This window comes from Williamsia sp. CHRR-6 (assembly GCF_018474015.1).
Lineage (GTDB): Bacteria > Actinomycetota > Actinomycetes > Mycobacteriales > Mycobacteriaceae > Williamsia_A.
The window spans coordinates 361537-379083 of sequence record NZ_JAHCSG010000003.1 but is presented as its reverse complement, the minus strand read 5'-3'; the positions used below and the strand labels follow the sequence as shown (position 1 = coordinate 379083).

Here is a 17547-nt window from a genome sequence, read left to right as displayed (position 1 = left end):
TTGTGGAGGGGAATGGTCCCTCGAAGTATCCTGAGGCAGCAGTTTTCAGCAGCATCCGGGTCGACACCGGTCAGCTGAACGTGTTCACCACGACCATCGCCACCAGGATCACTGCGATGACAGTAGCGATCCCAGCCGAGACGTAGCGCGCCACAGTGGCGCTCGCCTGCTCGACGGCCTCGGCGTGTTTGCCGCGGGCCCGCACGGTGTCGCGGTCGTCGGGGCCCAACACCCGTTCCATGTGCGGGACCAGCGTTGCGAACAGTGCCTTCGCGCCCCGGGCATCGCCGCGGGCCAGCAGCGTCTCAGCCACATCGCTGCGCGTGTCCAGGGTGAGTCGATCGTCAGGACCCAGCACTCGTTCCCGGTCGGTGGCCAGCGCGCGGTAGATGCTCTCGGCTGCGTCGTGATCTCCCTGCGCAGCCAGGCGACGCCCCAGGTTCGAGCGGATCCGCAGAGTGTTGCGGTCATCCGGCGCCCAGGCGACCGCGAGGTCATATGCGTGGCGCAACGCGTCCATCGCCTCGGCGTGTGCTCCGGCCTTCTGCAGAGCGGTGCTGAACCTGTCGAGCACGTTCACCTGATCCTGTCGGCGGTCCTCAGATTCCAAGAACGGCAACACAACTCGGTAGGCCCGCACCGCGTCGGCGTACTGTCCCAGCCCGTACACTGCGTCAGCGGCGGCCTTGCGCGCGGTGATCGTCGCCGGGGCACCTGCGCCTAGGCTCTGCTCCAACAGTTCGGTGGCCCTGCGGAATTCGACCAGCGAGTCTGCGGTGCGGTCACGTCGTTTGAGCAGCACGCCGCGCAGGTAGGCGTTGCGCCCGGCCGCAGCGGGACTGTCACCGTCGGAGGCGAGCCCGGCCAGCGCGGCGTCGGTCACCTCCTCGAGCCCGGCGGTGTCACCGGCCCGCGCCAGTACGTCGCCCAGGTCGCGTGCCGAATCGGCGGTGCTGGGGTGGTTGTCGCCCAACACCCGTCGGCGTAGTTCCCACACCTCGCGATAGCTGCGGATCGCCTCGGCGAGATCGCCCATCTGCTCGAACACGTACGCCCGCGCGGACATCGAGGTGAGCGTGTCCGGCGACTCCGGCCCCACCCTTGCCCGCCGCTCGGCGATCACCTGGTCGAATTCGCTGATGGCCCTGGTGAAGTCCTCGACGTGCCCGTACTCGCGAGCCATGTTGTGGCGGGTCCGGTGGATGTCGGTGATGTCGGATGTGTTCTGCTCACGTTCAGCTGCCGACAACTCGGCCCACATGGCCAGCGCGCGTTGGTGAGATCCGCTGCCGCACAATGCCAAGGCCAGATTACCCAACACCCGCAAGCCCACCCGGCCGTGCTCCACGGCGGTGGCCGCGTGCGGGGTGAGTACCGCGATGGCGTCGGAGTAGCGCTCATCGCGCACGAAGATCACGGCGAGGTCGGCGGCATCCTCGATGCTCACCTCCGCGCCGGCCGGCGCGCGGCGGCGGAACAATTCGATGGCTTCGGCACCACGATCGATGTCGCTCAACGTCATCGCCAGGCTGTGTTCGACCGGGCGTCGCCGCTCGGGATCCAGATCGGCGGCCTCGGTCAGCGCGTGGCGCAGCACCTCGATGCTCTCCTCCACCCGTCCCAGCGACCGCAGCGAGCGGGCGAGATGATGTCGGACGTCGAGCAGTGTTGCCGAACCCAATTGCCCAGCAATGGGTTCGGCCTCACGCAGCACCGCCACGGCGTCGGCGTGACGGTGCTGGGCGGCCAGCCATCCGGCGAACCTGCGGTACATCGCATCGAGATGACCCACATCGGTGGCCAACCGCTCCTTCGACACCTCAAGCGCCAACTGGAACGATCCGCCCACATCGACACCCGCCGATCCGTCGTCGGGTACCCGAGTGATCGCCGCAGTCCATCTACGCACGGCCACCGCAAGATAGGGGCCCTCAGGGATCAGGGTCCGGCCCGAGACCAGGTGTCGGTAGGCGGTGTCGGCCCGACGGTGCTCACCACTGAGGCTGAGGGTGTAGGCGACCTCTTCGGCCACGTCGAAGCTCTCGTTGTGCGTGGGTCCCAGTGCGTCGAGAGTGTCTGCGGCCAGGTCTTCGAGGATGCGCAGTGCTTCCTCGGGACCGTCTTTGTCCCTGATCATGATGGCGATGTGTTTGCGCACCCGAAGGGTGCGTGGGTGGTCGGCACCCTGGGCTACCAGCCGCCGCGCCAGGATTCGCCGATACACCTCGATCGACTGCTCGAGCCGGTCCAGCGAGCGCAACAGGCGTGCCTGATGGGTCAGTACGTCGATCGCCGGGGGGTCATACGGTGACCACACGTGGTCGCTGTCGGCGAGCACCGCACCTATCTCCCCCAGCGCTCGGTCGAGTTCACCCGACCACGCCAACGTGCGCGAGAACTGAAAACGTGCGGTCAGGACCCGCGCGCTGCGTTCGCCGTCGTGTATCCGCCACTGTCGCACCACCTGCTCCCACAGCGCGGCCGCCTCGTCGTCGCGGTCCAGGTGCGACAGCAGCGCCGCTTTGAACTCCAGTGCGCGGGTGGCCGCGGTGCCGGCCGGATCGTCGCGCTGGGCACGTGCCAACACCACGTCCAACGACTCCAAGCCTTCGACGTCGTTGCCCGCGTGGGCCACGGCGGTGGCGTGGTGACAGGTCACCTCCCAGGTCAGTGGGTGGTGGACCCCTAGCTCCGATTCGGCCGTACGCCGCAGCTCGCCCAGGGCCCGGGCGTCGGGTTCGGGCTCGTCGCAGATCGCGGCCAGCCGTTCGCCGATCTCCTCTGCTGACATCACCTCGTCCGATCGCTGCTCTCGAGTCATCCGGGCGCGCGTCACCTACCCGGGCCCGGCCTTTCCGGGCTTCGACGGAGAACGTTAGTGCGGGAACCGACCGGGGGCCAGGGGAGGTGACGCGGCGATAGAGTCATCCGGTGACCCATGACTCGCGCCGGCGCAGCAGGGGTGGACTGATGGCCGGGCTGGGGGCATACGGACTGTGGGGGTTGTTTCCGGCGTTCTTCGAGATGTTCACCTATATGGGTGCCGGGGAGATCCTCGCCCATCGGATCGTCTGGACGTGCCTGCTGATGGTGATCGTGCTGGCCGCCACCGGCCATCTGCGCACGCTGGCTGAACTCGATCGACGCGCCTGGCTGATCGTCGCGGTGTCCTCGGCGGCGATCTCGGTCAACTGGGGTGTCTACGTCTACGCCGTGGTGCACCAGCATGTCGTCGAGGCCGCCCTCGGCTACTTCATCAACCCGTTGGTCAGCGTGCTCTTCGGCGTGGTGTTCTTCGCCGAGCGGATCAACCGATGGCAAAGCGCAGCAGTGGTGTTGGCGGTGGTGGCGGTGGTGGTGCTGACCGTGGATTACGGACGACCACCGGTCATCTCGCTGCTGCTGGCGGTGTCGTTCGCCTTCTACGGTGCGATGAAGAAGATCGTCGGACTCGATCCGCGCACCTCGTTGGCGGCCGAGGGTGTGGTGGGAACCCCGGTCGCCGTGGTCTATCTGGTGGTGCTGGCGATGACTGGGACCTCCACGGCGCTGTCGCACGGCACCGGGCCTGCCTTGCTGCTGGTGGCGGCCGGGCCGGTGACCGCGGTGCCGCTGCTGCTGTTCGGCATTGCCGCACAGCGGGTTCCACTGGTCACGCTGGGGCTGCTGCAGTACCTCACGCCCGGGCTGCAACTGCTGTGGGGTGTGGCGGTCAACGGCGAGTCCATGCCGGCGTCACGGTGGATCGGGTTCGGGCTCATCTGGTGCGCGCTGGCGGTGTTCTCCTTTGACGCCATGGCGCGCATGCGCGAGGGCCGATCGGCCCGGCCGAGCGTGGAGGTGGTGGCACCGTGATCGATCGGCCGCTGGTGGCCTTCCTCGACGTGAACGAGACGTTGTCGGACCTGGATTCGCTGACCCCGGCGTTCGAGGCGGCTGGGCTCAACGCGGCCGACGTCTACCCCTGGTATCTGGCGGTACTGCGCGACGGGTTCGCGGCGACCGTGCTGGGGGACTGTCCACGATTCGCCGACCTCGGTGCGCAGGTGGCCGCCGCCCGCATCCGTGCGGTCGCCGAGGGTCTGTCCGACGACGAGATCGCCACTGCTGCAGCAGATCTCATGAGTGGATTCCTGCGCGCGCAACCGCATCCCGACGTGGTGTCCGGGTTGGTTGCGCTGGCCGATGCGGGGGTGCGCGTGGTGACGCTGAGCAACGGGTCGGCGGCGGTGGCGCGCGCGTTGTTCGAATCCACCGCGGCAGCAACGGTGGTCGAGGAGTACCTCTCCGTCGATGACGCCGGGGCGTGGAAGCCCTCGCCCGTCGCCTATCGGCACGGCCTGGGGTGGGCAGGGATCGACGCCGCCGACGGGCTGATGGTGGCGGTGCACCCATGGGATCTCGAAGGCGCGCGCCGCGTGGGACTGCGCACCGCGTGGATCAATCGACACGGCGCGGTCTACCCCGCCGGCTTCACCACCCCAGACATCGAGGCGACGTCGTTCGACGACCTGGCCCGCATCCTCACCGACGGGCCGACGCCGCAGGTCTAGCCATCGGGGTTCGACGGCTGACGCCACTTGACCTCTTCGACCATGGCCGCATCGGCGCTCATGCTCAGCTCGCGCAGTGTCTGTACTCGTTTCGCCCGCCAGTCCTCGGCCATGCCCCGGACTTCAGGCGCCCGCGTTCTGGTGCCGGCGCGCGCGGTTGACCGCCGACACCACCGCGCGCAGCGACGCCGTGGTGATCGAGGTGGCTATGCCGACACCCCAGACGGTGTCACCGCCGATCTCGGCCTCCACGTAGCTCACCGCGCTTGCGTCGTCGCCTGCGGTCAACGCGTGCTCGCTGTAGTCGAGGATGCGGACGTCGAAACCGACGCCGGCCAGAGCGTCGACGAAGGCCGCAAGCGGACCGTTGCCTGCGCCGGAGATCTCCTTCTCCACACCGTCGACCTTCACCACCGCGGTGATGGTGTCCTCGCCGCCGTCCACCTCAGAGGCGTCCACCCGCTGCCGGATCCGCTCGAGCGGGCGGATGGGCTGCAGGTATTCGGTGGCGAAGACATCCCACATCTCCTTGGGCGACACCTCGCCGCCTTCACCGTCGGTGATCTTCTGGATCTCGCGGCTGAACTCGATCTGCAGTCGACGTGGCATCACCAGACCGTGGTCGGCCTTCATGATGTAGGCGACGCCGCCCTTGCCGGACTGGCTGTTGACCCGGATGACGGCCTCGTAGTTGCGTCCAACGTCTTTCGGGTCGATCGGCAGATAGGGCACCTGCCAGTACAGGTCGTCGACGTCGCAACCGGCTCTCTCGGCATCGACCTTCATCTGATCGAGGCCCTTGTTGATGGCGTCCTGATGGCTGCCGGAGAACGCCGTGTAGACCAGGTCGCCTCCGTAGGGGTGACGCTCAGGCACGTTGAGCTGGTTGCAGTACTCCACGGTGCGCCGGATCTCGTCGATGTCGGCGAAGTTGATCTGCGGGTCCACGCCGCGACTGAACAGGTTCATCCCGAGGGTCACCAGGCACACGTTGCCGGTGCGCTCGCCGTTGCCGAACAGACAGCCCTCGATCCGGTCGGCGCCGGCTTGGAAGCCCAATTCGGCTGCGGCGACGGCAGTTCCACGATCGTTGTGGGGATGCAGGCTCAGGATGATCGAATCGCGGCGCGCCAGGTTGCGGTGCATCCACTCGATGGAGTCGGCGTAGACGTTGGGGGTGGCCATCTCGACCGTGGCGGGCAGGTTGATGATGATCGGGTTCTCCGGCGTCGGGTCGATCACCTCGGCCACCGCGTCGCAGACGTCCTTGGCGTAGCTCAGCTCGGTGCCGGTGTAGGACTCCGGCGAATACTCGTAGCGCCACGTGGTCTCGGGGTACTTCGACTCCTCGCTCTTGCACTTGTGCGCGGCATCGGTGGCGATCGTGGTGATCGCGGCCTTGTCGGCGCGAAACACCACCCGACGCTGCAGCACCGAGGTGGAGTTGTAGAAGTGCACGATCACCGAGCGGGCTCCGGCGCACGCCTGAAAGGTGCGCTCGATCAGCTCGTCACGACTCTGCGTGAGCACCTGGATGGTGACGTCGTCGGGAATGGCCCCGTCGGTGATGATCTCGCGGACGAAGTCGAAATCGGTCTGGCTGGCCGAGGGGAAACCGACCTCGATCTCCTTGTAGCCCATGCGGACCAACAGGTCGAACATGCGGCGCTTGCGGGCCGGGCTCATCGGGTCGATGAGGGCCTGGTTGCCGTCGCGCAGGTCCACCGCACACCAGGCGGGGGCGCGGTCGATCACCCGGTCGGGCCACGTGCGGTCGGGCAGCGAGATCGTCTCGACCTCGTCGGCGAACGACTTGTAGCGGTGCACCGGCAGCGCCGAGTTGCGCTGGGTGTTCCACGGGGCTTGGTCATCGGGAACAGGGCCGGTGGGCTCGACGATGCGGCTCACTCCGGAGGTGAAACTGTCTGCTGCAGGCATGGGAGGTGTCCTTGCTCGGGTCGTGGTGACCGGCACAGCATCGAATCCCGCGGCAGGGAGCCGGTCGGATCAGACCCCGCCGCGGCAACCGAGAAGGAGGTCACGCCGCACGTCGGTCACGATACTCCCGCGCTGTGACCCGGCCAAATGGTTTCGTCGACACAGACCGCAGGCCAGGGCCGATGGTTCAGGGCTCCAGCAGCGGGGTCGGACGTCCCCAGTGAGCCCCGAAGGCGACCTCGGTCAGCGGCAGCCGGGTGCGTTCCTTGGTGTCACGGGCCTGGATCTTCGGGCTGAGGGTGGCCGGATCGGCCAGCGACCCGATCGACACCACCAGCAGCGGACGATGTCCGGCCGGGATCTCGAACGTCTCCACGGCCAGGCCCGACTCGAAGCCGGCCATCGGGTGCGCGGTGTATCCCAGGGCAGTGGCCTGCAGGATCAGCTGTGCAGCGGCCAGACCCAGGTCGACCGCCCCGTAGGTGTGTGCGTTCTCGTCCTCGGCGTCGGCCCGGGTGGTCATCAGGACCAGCGCCGATGCTGACAACGCCCAGTCGTTGCCTGGGGCCAGGGTGGCCGCGATCGCGTCGAAGACCTCGTCGCCGCGCACGCCCACGATCATCCGGACCGGCTGGGTGCCGCCCCAGGTGGGCGCCCAGCGCGCCGCGTCGAGGATCTCGGCCACATCAGACGCCGGGATGGTGGCTGCCGGATCGAGGCCACGTGCGCTCCAACGCTTTTCGAAGATCTCATGCATGCAGCCCATTATGCGCTACGCGCCCGTGCGCGAGTTTGGAGGGCGGGCCCTCCACAATCACTCACGGGTGCGGAGCACACACGCGATGACGACGGCGGTCGCCAGCAGTAGCCCGGCGGCGGTCGCCGCGGCCACGTGCAGGCCGTCGACAAAGGCCACCCGGGCGGTCTCGGCCAGGTCGGCGCCGCGCGTCGACCCGATCTCGCGGGCCCGTTTCAGGGTCTCGCCCAGGGTGTCGGAGAACGGGCGACCGTCGGCGTGGCTGCGGTAGACCACGGTGGCCAGCGATCCGATCAGCGCCAGCCCCAACGACGTACCCAGCTCGAAGCTGGTCTCCGAGATGCCCGATGCGGCACCGGCGCGCTCAGGCGGTGCGGCGGCGATCGCCACCTCCGACACCAGGCTGAAGATGACGCCGTAGCCCACGCCGGCGACGGTGGTGGCGGCCAGGTAGATCCAGACGGGGGTGTCGGTGCCCAGCAGCAACAGCGCCAGGTTGCCTGTCGCAGAGACCGCCAGCGCGGCGACGAACGCCAGTCGGGTTCCCAACCAGGCTCCGATCCGTGCGGCGCCCAAGGAGAACACCGCCACCGACACTGCCGCCGGGATACCAGCCAGTGCCGCGGCCAACACGTCGTGGTTCAGGACCGACTGCAGATAGATGCCGGTGAGATAGGACGTGGCGCCCAGCGCCATCATGCACACCAGGGCGGCCAGGATGGCTGAGGAGAAGATGGGGCTACGGAACAGGTTGAGCTGTAGCAGTGGATGTTTCGCGGTCTGCTGCTGGCGGAAGAACGCGGCCAGCGCGACCACCCCGATCACGCCGGTGATGACCGCGGTGGCGTCGAGGCCCTCGGCGGCGAGGTGTTTGATCGCGTAGACCAGCGGCAGGATGCCCGCCAACGAGAGCACCACGCCGGTGACGTCAAAGGGTGCCGTTGTGCCGGAACGGTATTCGGGTACCAATCGGGGCGCGAACACCAACAGCAATGCGATCACCGGGACGTTGAGCAGGAACACCGAACCCCACCAGAAGTGATGCAGCATCACCCCGCCGATCACCGGGCCCACCGCCGAGCCGCCTGCGAAACATGCCGTCCACACGCCGATGGCCAGCGACCGGGCCTTGGCGTCGGGGAACATGTTGGTGATCAACGACAGGGTGGCCGGCATCAGGGTGGCCCCACCGATACCCATCAGGGCCCGGGCGCCGATCAAGACCTCGGCGGTCGGGGCGAGGGCGGCGATGACCGAGGCGACACCGAAAACAGTTGCTCCGGTGAGAAGTACGCGCCGGCGACCGAAGCGGTCGCCGATGTTGCCCATGGTGATCAGCAGGCCGGCGATCAGGAACCCGTAGATGTCGAGAATCCAGAGTTGTTCGGCCGCAGAAGGGTTGAGTGCAGTGGTGATGGTGGGCATGGCCAGGTAGAGGATGGAGAAGTCCATCGCCACAAGCAGCACCGGCAGGGTCATGATCGCCAGGCCCAGCCAGGCCCGGGGGTCGGTTCGGGGAGCGCCGGATCCGGGGGTCAGTCCCTCGGTGTGCGGCGCGGCGGTACTCATCACAGGCTCCTTGCTCAGGTGGTGACAGGTCTGTCACCTGCGCGTACGGCGTACGCGTTGTGGATGCGTACAACGTACCCAACCGTTACCATGTGAGCAAATGACATCTTCCCAACCGCGCCTGACCCGGGCAGCGATCGTCGACGCGGCCATCGACATCGCCGACGCCGACGGCTTCGCCGCGGTCACCATGCGCGCCATCGCCGACCGTCTCGGCGTAGGCGCCATGTCGCTCTACCGCCATGTGGCCGACAAGGACGCCCTGCTGACCGCCATGACCGAGGCGGTGGGCGCGCGTTTCCCCTACCCCCACGAGATGCCCGGCGCCCCGGTCCCCACCGATCACCGCGACGCCGCCGCCGTGGTGGGTCATCGACACTGGCGTGAATGCGTGCGCATCGCCACCGACATCGATTGGACGCTCTACCAACGACATCCGTGGGTGGTGCTGGCCTACTCCTCGCCCCGACACAGCATGGGTGCGGCCAGCCTGGGATGCCTGGACTGGATGATGGCCGCGTTCGCGCAGCTGGACGTGACCCCGGTGCGGGCGGCCGAGATGACGGTGACCCTGTGGAGTTTCGTGCAGGGGGTCGCGCTGACCTCGGTGGCCGGTGAGTTGTTGCGCAGCACCGCAGATGCCGCACTCGACGGTGATCTCGTGGCCGTACTCGACGCCCGCGAGACCACCGCCGCCGAACTGGCCGCGTTCCCCCGCGTGGCGACGCTGCGCGGGCTGGGCCACGACAACGGCATCACCGACCTCCGCCGTCGCCTCGACGACGGGGTGGAGTTGCTCTGCGACGGATTCGAGGCCCGGGCGGGTCGCTGAGACGCGAACGAACCCCGGCGAGAACGTACTCCCCGGGGTTCGCCCAATCATCGATCAGCGGTCGACCGGCGCCACAGTGGCTCGAGCTGGGCCTCTTCGTCCGCGGTTGCCACCCGGAAGGGCGATGAGGCCGGCGCGGCCAGCGGTCGACGCTGTTGTCCGCGCGTGGCGAGCAGGCTCGCGATGACCGACGCACCGATGATCGTGATGATCACGGCCAGCGAGATGACCGTCGGGATGTAGAAGACATCCACCTTCAGGGCCATCTTCACGCCCACCCACACCAGCACCAGGGCCAGTCCCACCTTGAGGTAGACGAATCGGTGGATGACGTCGGCGAGTAGGAAGTACATCGCACGCAGACCCAGGATGGCGAAGGCGTTGGCGGTGAACACCAGGAACGCTTCGTCGGTGACCGCGAAGATCGCCGGGATGGAGTCGACGGCGAAGATCACGTCGGTGATCTCCACCAGCACCAACACCGCGAGCAGTGGCGTGGCCATGAGCACGCCGGCGCGCCGGATCAGGAACCGCTGCCCGTGATACGCGTCGGTCATCGGGATGACGCGGCGGAACAGTCGCAGCGTGCGCGACGTGGACGGGTCGATGTGGCTGTCCCGCTGAACCGCCATCTTGATCCCGGTGAACACCAGGAACACGGCGAACAGGTAGAGCACCCAGGCGAAGCGGTCGATCAGCACGGCTCCACCGGCGATGAAGATGCCGCGGAAGACCAACGCGCCCACCACGCCGTAGAACAGCACGCGGTGCTGTACTTCTCGTGGCACCGCGAAGAAGGCGAAGATGATCGCCCACACGAACACGTTGTCCACGGCCAGGGACTTCTCGATGAGATAGCCCGCGAAGTATTGCTGGCCGAGTTCGGCGCCGTACACCGCCCAGATGACCCCACCGAAAGCGACACCACAGGTCACCCAGAAGACCGACCACAGGGCGGCCTCGCGAAGACCGATGACATGAGCGGTGCGGTGGGCGAACAGGTCGATCAGCAGCATGGCGGCGATGACACCGATGACCGCCAGCCATGCCCAGAGTGGAACATTCATCAAGCACCTCACGGGTTTGCGTGGACACATGGTCCGATCCGTGAGGTCTCTCCCGCGCCGGTGGCGCCCCGTAGGCCGGGCTCACACGAATGAGCCGTATTGACGACCTACAGGCGACGGGATACTCCCCTCGTCGCCAAGGATACCGGAGGCGCGACGTCCCGGCACCGGTCGAGCGAGCCGATCAGATGGCGTGCGGGTACACCGTCAACATGTGCGCCCCGAACCAGCAACTCAGGGCGATGACCGATGCCAGCACCCAGATCTGGGTGGACAACCGGCTGCGGGCCAGCGCGATCGCGGCCGGGATGAGCAGGACGAAGGCCGGGAGCAGCAGACGTGGTCGACTCATCATCAGCCCGCTGGAAGCGATGATCGACGCCACCAGCAGCGTGCCGTAGAGCAGCACCGGCCACGGCATTCGCTCCCAGACGGCCACCGCCACCAGCGCCACGCTGGCGATGATGATCCAGGCGCTGGCCACCACCGCCACCTCAGCGGAGCTGGTCAAGGCGTAGCGCACGAATTCCTTTGTAGCCGAACCGAAGTCGAATCGCGTGTCCCAGCCGCGGGTCTGGATGGTGAACCAGCCGGTGGGGCTGCCCGTGTGGTGCCACACCACCGCCAGGTAGCCCAGGTAGCCCAGCGGGCTCAACGCGAGCGCCGCCCAGACGCGCGGTCCCTCGCGCACGGCCACGAGCGCGGCCAGCATCACCACGCCCACGATGACCACCGAGGTGGGGCGGGTCAGCCCGGCGCCCATCGCGGTGAGTCCGGCCAGCAGCCAACGCCTTTCCATCACGGCCACCAGCGCCCACACCGTCAACGCGCAGAACAGGGCCTCGGTGTACGCCATCGACAGCACCACACCCATCGGGGCGGCGGAGAACAGCACCACCAGGATGAGCCCCACGCGACGCGGGTCGACCGGGTCGGCGTCGGTGCGCGCGGTCAGCCACGTCGACACCCGTGCCGAGAACGGCATGGAGTCGGTGAACCAGCCCGGTCGGCGCCGTGCGCGAGCGGCCATACGGGCGGCACACAACGCACCCAGGCGAGCTGCTCCCACTGCGCCCAGACTTCCAGCCACCAGGTTGACCGTCATCGCCGCCCCGTAGGTGGAGAACCCCGGAAGCTTGTCCACCAGCCCGACCAGCATCGGGTATCCGGGAAAGAATGCGTACGGGGTGTTGTCGTCGCGCAGCCCACGTGCGTCCACCTGCGAGTAGGGCACCCGGTTGTAGCCGTACTGCGCGATGGCCAGCATCCACTTGCCGTCCCAGTCCGACAGGTGTCCGCGCACCGTTCCGCCGCGCACGTCGGCGAAGTAGGCCAGCGTGGTGACACTCAGCGCGCGGATGCCCAGGAAGATCAGCACCGGGGTCAACCAATCGCGATGACGCCCCACCAACGAGGCAAGGCGTTGAGCCGCGGAGGCGGCGATCGGTTCGCCGGCGGTGGGGGCGTCGGCGGTGCTGGTGTGCGACACGACGTCGATCGTAGGCCCCGACCCGTCGCGGCCATCGGACCGTCGTCATGGTGGCGGTATGGTGATGAGCGATTGTTCGGGGCCGCTCACTGAGCAGGCATGGCGCGCAGACAGCGGAGGTAGGCCGGCGTGGCACTGGTGGTGCAGAAGTACGGCGGATCGTCGGTCGCCTCAGCCGAACGCATTCGCCGGGTGGCCGAGCGAATCGTCGACGCCAAGAAGGCGGGCAATGACGTGGTGGTGGTGTGCTCGGCCATGGGCGACACCACCGACGAGCTGCTCGAACTGGCCCAGCAGGTCAACCCGGCGCCGCCGCCGCGCGAGATGGACATGTTGCTCACCTCCGGCGAGCGCATCTCCAACGCGCTGGTCGCCATGGCCATCAGCTCGCTGGGCGCCCACGCCCAGTCGTTCACCGGCTCGCAGGCCGGCGTCATCACCACCAGCAGCCATGGGTCGGCCAAGATCATCGCCGTCGACCCCGGCCGACTGCGAAGCGCCCTGGACGAGGGAAAGATCGTGCTGGTCGCGGGGTTCCAGGGCGTCTCCCAGGACACCAAAGATGTCACCACCCTCGGGCGCGGCGGATCAGACACCACCGCCGTCGCGTTGGCCGCAGCGCTCAACGCCGACGTCTGCGAGATCTACACCGACGTCGACGGCATCTACACCGCCGACCCACGCATCGTGCCCGACGCCCGCCACCTCGAGACGGTCTCGTTCGAGGAGATGTTGGAGATGGCCGCGTGTGGGGCCAAGGTCTTGATGCTGCGGTGCGTCGAATACGCGCGCCGCTACAACGTCCCGGTTCACGTGCGCTCGTCGTATACGACCAAACCCGGCACCATCGTGTCCGGATCGATGGAGGACATCGCAGTGGAAGACGCAATTCTCACCGGTGTGGCACACGATCGCAGCGAAGCCAAGATCACCGTCGTCGGGCTCGAAGACCAACCGGGCTTCGCGGCCAAGGTCTTTCGCGCGGTGGCCGATGCCGACATCAACATCGACATGGTGTTGCAGAACGTCTCCAAGGTCGACACCGGCAAGACCGACATCACCTTCACCCTGCCGCGCGAGCTGGGGCCACTGGCGGTGGAGAAGCTGATGGCCCTCAAGGCCGAGATCGGGTTCTCCGAGGTGCTCTACGACGACCACATCGGCAAGGTGTCGTTGGTGGGTGCCGGCATGAAGACCCACCCTGGCGTGACCGCCACCTTCTGTGAGGCGCTGAGCGAGGCCGGCATCAACATCGAGCTCATCTCCACCTCCGAGATCCGGATCTCGGTGCTGTGCCGTGACACCGAACTCGACGACGCGGTGCGCGCCATCCACGCCGCGTTCGATCTCGGCGGCGACGAGCCTGCCGTGGTGCACGCCGGAACGGGGCGCTGAGGTATGCGGATCGGCGTGGTGGGAGCCACCGGTCAGGTGGGCGCAGTGATGCGAACCCTGTTGGCGCAGCGTGATTTTCCCGCCGACGAGGTGCGGTTCTTCGCCTCGGCCCGGTCGGCGGGCACTACGCTGCCGTGGGGCGATGGCGAGATCACCGTGGAGGACGCCGCCACCGCCGACCCGTCCGGTTTGGACATCGCGTTGTTCTCGGCCGGAGCCACCACGTCGCGCGAGCAGGCCCCGCGGTTCGCGGCGGCCGGGGTGATCGTCATCGACAACTCTTCGGCCTGGCGTAAGGATCCCGATGTGCCGCTGGTGGTCTCGGAGGTCAACGGCGAGCTGGCGCACCACCCGCCCAAGGGCATCATCGCCAACCCGAACTGCACCACGATGGCGGCCATGCCGGTGCTCAAGCCGCTGCACGACGAAGCCGGGCTGCGTCGGCTGATCGTCTCGTCGTATCAGGCGGTCTCGGGTAGCGGCCTGGCCGGTGTCGCCGAACTGGCCGATCAATTGCGCGCCGGCATCGACGATGCCGAGGCGCTGGTGCACGACGGCGCCGCGATGTCTGGCCCGGATCCGGTGAAATATGTTGCGCCGATTGGTTTCAACGTGATCCCGCTGGCCGGGTCGATTGTCGAGGACGGATCGTTCGAGACCGACGAGGACCAGAAGCTGCGCAACGAGTCACGCAAGATCCTGGGTCTGCCGGAGCTGCTGGTCAGTGGTACCTGCGTGCGGGTGCCGGTGTTCACCGGCCACTCGCTGTCGATCAACGCCGAGTTCGACCGACCGCTGTCGCCGGCCCGCGCGCAGGAGATCCTCGCCGGTGCACCCGGTGTGCGGTTGGTCGACGTGCCCACCCCACGCGCGGCCGCCGGTGCCGACGAGTCGCTGGTCGGACGGATCCGGGTCGATCCCGGGGTCCCGGACGGCCGCGGCCTGGCCCTGTTCATCTCCGGCGACAACCTACGAAAAGGCGCAGCGCTCAACACGATTCAGATCGCTGAGCTGCTGGTCTGAGGACCGCTGCGCCATGAACCCCACCGGCCCCGACGATCCCGACCGCGTGCCCAGCATGGCTGAGCTCGACGCCATGGACCTCGCGGCCATCGCCGCCGGGCGGACCTCCGCCGACCGTGACTCTCGGCCCGAGGAGATCGGTCCGCCACCCACCGCGCTGCACCACGCCTACCTGTTGTGGCTGGTGTCGGCGGGCGCGGGACTGGTGGTGATGATCCTGGGTCTGCTCGACCTCGGGTCCATCTCTGATGCGCTGCGGATCCGGATGGAATCGTCGGCGCCGGGTGATCCGCAGGGCACCATCACGCCCGAGCAGGCGCGCTCGCTGTCGGAGACTTTCCCGCCGGTGATGTTGGTGGGCATCGGCGTGGTGATTGCCCTGCAGTATCCGCTGCTCACCGCCATCGGGCGTCGTCACAGCCGCAACGTGCGCAGCTTCTTCCTGGCGTTGGTGGTGATCACGCTGATCGCCATCCCGGTCGGCCTCGACCTGCTGTTCAGTTACGACTCCACCTCGGTCCTGGCCCCGGTCCTGGGCTGGACCCAGTTCGGCGCGTTGGTGCTGTGCGCTCTGTTCACGTTGCGGCGCAGCGTCAATCAGTGGCTACCGGAACCGATGAAGTTCCGGCCGTGAGTGCCGGAACAAACTGCGCTGTCTGCGACGTTCTCTCCACGTAACCCCCTTTCGAAAGGACAGCACGTATGAGCATCGAGACCGCGTACACAATCTCCTCCAAGGCCACCGGCGGCGGCCGGGACGGCCAGGTCTACTCGGCCACCGGTCAGATCGATCTCGACCTGCGTCCGCCGAAGGAACTCGGTGGCAGCGGCGAGGGCAGCAACCCTGAGGAACTGTTCTCGGCTGGGTACGCCGCCTGCTTCATGGGTGCTTTGCGCGCCACCGCCGGTCAGGCCGGCCACAAGGTGCCCGACAACGCCGAGGTGAACGTGACCATCGGCATCGGCAAGGATCCCGCCGATGGCGGTTTCGGTCTCACCGCCGACATCGACGTGCTGATCCCCGGCGCCAGCCAGGCCGACGCCGACGCGATGGCCGCCGCCGCGCACGCCTTCTGCCCGTACTCCAAGGCCACCAAGGGCAACATCGAGCAGAAGGTGACCGCTCGCGTCTGATCGCGGCAGTCCACTAGCGTGTAGCGGTGCCTGACAAGACCCATCGCCCACGACACCTGCATTGGCCACTGCTGGCGCTGGTGTTCGTAGGTGGTCTGGCAGGCACCGCTGTGCGTTACGGCGCGGAGACGGCACTGCCTGCCGCTCGCGGCGAGTGGCCGTGGGCGACAATCGGAGTCAATGCCATCGGGTCGTTCATCCTCGGTCTGTTGGCGGCCACCCTCGTCGGCCTCGGTGACGACACGGGTGCTCGGCTGCAGGCCCGGCTACTCGTGGGCGTGGGGTTCTGTGGATCACTGACCACCTATAGCGCGTTTGCGTTGGAAACTGACCGGCTGATCGCCGACGGGCACTGGCTGCCGGCGGTGGGCTACGTGATCGCCACCGTCTCAGTGGGGCTCGCGGGGGCGGCACTGGGCTATCTCGCGGGCCGCCGGACGGTAGGTCTGTGGCGTACGGGTCGGCGCCGATGATCGGGGTGTGGGTCGCCCTGGCCGGCTCGCTGGGGGCGGTGGCGCGGTTCGTGGTCGACGGCGAACTCGTCCACCGCTTTCGGTGGACCACGCCCTGGCAGGTGCTGCTGGTCAACGTCACCGGGTCGATGCTGATCGGTCTGATCGCCGGGATAGTGGCAGCCGGCCACGCCGACCGCACGTGGCTGAGCCTGGTGGGAACCGGATTCTGCGGCGGCTACACCACTTTCAGCACTGTCAGCGTGGAGACCGTCACCCTGCTGCGGACTGGTCGTACCGGTGCCGCCGTCGCCTTTGGCGGCGCGAACCTGCTGCTGTCCCTGCTGGCGTGCGCGATCGGACTCGGCGCGGGTCACCTTCTCGGCTGAGCTTGTCTCGCACGCCTCGCCGCTGTTCGCACGGTGTCAGCACATTCGCACGGTGGCGTGCAGTTCGCACGCTGCATGCACCGTGCGAACTGGAGCCGACCGTGCGAACGGGTGGTGAGCGTGCGAGCGGCAACCTTCCGTGCGAACGGGTGGTGGGCGTGCGAACTGCAGCCGACCGTGCGAGGAGCTACTGCTGCTGCTGCAGGTTGGCGCGTGCGCGGGCGATCACCGACTGCAGTCCGGCCTGCGACAGCCCGGGGATCTGGGCCTCGATGGTCCGCACGATGTCGACATCATTGATGATCTTTTCGGTGGACTGGATGAGAACTGTTCCGGCACCGGTGAAGTCGAACTGCTGCTCCTCACCGCTGCCGGCGCCCATCATCGCCGCACCGGCCGCCATGAAACCGTTGATCCAGTTCTGGTCGTAGTGGTGACTTGGCGACGGACAGTCAGCCCAGCCCACCAACGCCTGCGGGTCCACCCGCAGCGGCGGTTCGGCGAACATCACCGGCCCGTTGGACGAGGCCAGGAACGTTCCGGTGCCCAGTAGCGTGAGAAATCCCGGCACGATCGACTGCTTGAGTTCCAGGCCCGGCTCGAAGGCCAACAGGTTGGCCGCGCGGATCGTGAGGTTGCCTGCGTCGAGATCGTAGGAGTTGATGTCGTAGCCACGGTCACCGATGATCAGGACGCCCTGGCCCTGGGCAATGACGAAGTTGCCCATGTACATCGGGGCGCTGACGGTGCCGGCCAGGTGGCCCAACATCCCAGCGCGCAGACCCTGCATCAGCGCGGTGAACTGCATCTGCCCGTAGTAGGCGATCATCGCGCCCTTGGACATGATCCAGGGCTTCTCCAGGTTCAGGTAGTAAGCGTAGGTGTTGCCGGGGATGTTGTCGCGACCGACAAGTTGCGACGGATTCAGCACAGTGCTCATGGACAGTCC

At 67.5% G+C, this 17547-nt stretch carries 16 protein-coding genes; 9 read left to right on the top strand and 7 right to left on the bottom strand.

All coding sequences use genetic code 11. The features are described from left to right. Positions 1 to 70: 70 nt before the first annotated feature. Entirely contained in the window at positions 71 to 2821 is a 2751-nt protein-coding gene (locus KIK15_RS10570) for a tetratricopeptide repeat protein (protein WP_214244193.1), read from the bottom strand. A gap of 149 nt (positions 2822 to 2970) precedes the next feature. On the opposite strand from KIK15_RS10570, the gene rarD reads away from it, so the two are divergent. After that, complete coding sequence (gene rarD, locus KIK15_RS10565) at positions 2971 to 3855, top strand: EamA family transporter RarD (RefSeq protein WP_214244588.1); 885 nt, start codon at positions 2971 to 2973, stop codon at positions 3853 to 3855. Next, entirely contained in the window at positions 3852 to 4553 is a 702-nt protein-coding gene (locus KIK15_RS18765) for an HAD family hydrolase (protein WP_214244190.1), read from the top strand. The genes rarD and KIK15_RS18765 overlap by 4 nt, the downstream gene beginning before the upstream one ends. 123 nt (positions 4554 to 4676) lie before the next feature. Here KIK15_RS18765 and leuA read toward each other — a convergent pair whose 3' ends face one another. The 3 genes from leuA to KIK15_RS10545 form a co-directional block, all read right to left on the bottom strand. Further along, positions 4677 to 6491 carry a 2-isopropylmalate synthase gene (gene leuA, locus KIK15_RS10555; RefSeq protein WP_214244188.1) on the bottom strand — a complete coding sequence of 605 codons (1815 nt, stop codon included), beginning with the start codon at positions 6489 to 6491 and terminating at the stop codon, positions 4677 to 4679. A 187-nt stretch (positions 6492 to 6678) separates the two neighbouring features. Then, positions 6679 to 7248, bottom strand: coding sequence for a nitroreductase family protein (locus KIK15_RS10550; RefSeq protein WP_214244186.1), 570 nt, complete (start codon positions 7246 to 7248; stop codon positions 6679 to 6681). A gap of 57 nt (positions 7249 to 7305) precedes the next feature. Beyond that, entirely contained in the window at positions 7306 to 8817 is a 1512-nt protein-coding gene (locus tag KIK15_RS10545; RefSeq protein WP_214244184.1) for an MFS transporter, read from the bottom strand. 100 nt (positions 8818 to 8917) lie between these two features. Here KIK15_RS10545 and KIK15_RS10540 point away from each other — a divergent pair, with 100 nt between their 5' ends. Then, entirely contained in the window at positions 8918 to 9649 is a 732-nt protein-coding gene (locus KIK15_RS10540) for a TetR/AcrR family transcriptional regulator (RefSeq protein ID WP_214244182.1), read from the top strand. 47 nt (positions 9650 to 9696) lie between these two features. Here KIK15_RS10540 and KIK15_RS10535 read toward each other — a convergent pair whose 3' ends face one another. Then, positions 9697 to 10716, bottom strand: a complete 1020-nt coding sequence (locus tag KIK15_RS10535) for a TerC family protein (RefSeq protein WP_214244180.1) — start codon at positions 10714 to 10716, stop codon at positions 9697 to 9699. Between the two features lie 184 nt (positions 10717 to 10900). Continuing rightward, the gene (locus KIK15_RS10530) at positions 10901 to 12205 is read right to left on the bottom strand and encodes a hypothetical protein (RefSeq protein WP_374222843.1); all 1305 of its coding nucleotides are present in this window, start codon (positions 12203 to 12205) and stop codon (positions 10901 to 10903) included. Positions 12206 to 12334: 129 nt separating this feature from the next. Between KIK15_RS10530 and KIK15_RS10525 the strand changes: the two genes are divergently transcribed. The 6 genes from KIK15_RS10525 (at position 12335) to KIK15_RS10500 (ending at position 16598) form a co-directional block, all read left to right on the top strand. Then, a complete protein-coding gene (locus KIK15_RS10525; RefSeq protein WP_214244178.1) occupies positions 12335 to 13600 on the top strand; it encodes an aspartate kinase in 1266 nt (421 codons plus the stop codon). 3 nt (positions 13601 to 13603) lie between these two features. Next, on the top strand, positions 13604 to 14623 hold the full coding sequence (locus KIK15_RS10520) for an aspartate-semialdehyde dehydrogenase (RefSeq protein WP_214244176.1): 1020 nt from the start codon (positions 13604 to 13606) through the stop codon (positions 14621 to 14623). Between the two features lie 13 nt (positions 14624 to 14636). Continuing rightward, positions 14637 to 15257, top strand: a complete 621-nt coding sequence (locus KIK15_RS10515) for a hypothetical protein (protein ID WP_214244174.1) — start codon at positions 14637 to 14639, stop codon at positions 15255 to 15257. A gap of 68 nt (positions 15258 to 15325) precedes the next feature. Beyond that, entirely contained in the window at positions 15326 to 15757 is a 432-nt protein-coding gene (locus tag KIK15_RS10510) for an Ohr family peroxiredoxin (protein ID WP_214244172.1), read from the top strand. A gap of 26 nt (positions 15758 to 15783) precedes the next feature. Then, complete coding sequence (locus KIK15_RS10505; RefSeq protein WP_214244170.1) at positions 15784 to 16230, top strand: CrcB family protein; 447 nt, start codon at positions 15784 to 15786, stop codon at positions 16228 to 16230. Beyond that, on the top strand, positions 16206 to 16598 hold the full coding sequence (locus KIK15_RS10500; RefSeq protein ID WP_307851830.1) for a CrcB family protein: 393 nt from the start codon (positions 16206 to 16208) through the stop codon (positions 16596 to 16598). Before KIK15_RS10505 ends, KIK15_RS10500 begins: the two co-directional genes overlap by 25 nt. A gap of 187 nt (positions 16599 to 16785) precedes the next feature. Here the strand turns inward: KIK15_RS10500 and KIK15_RS10495 are convergent, their stop codons facing one another. Continuing rightward, a complete protein-coding gene (locus KIK15_RS10495; protein ID WP_214244168.1) occupies positions 16786 to 17538 on the bottom strand; it encodes an AIM24 family protein in 753 nt (250 codons plus the stop codon). Positions 17539 to 17547 lie beyond the last annotated feature (9 nt).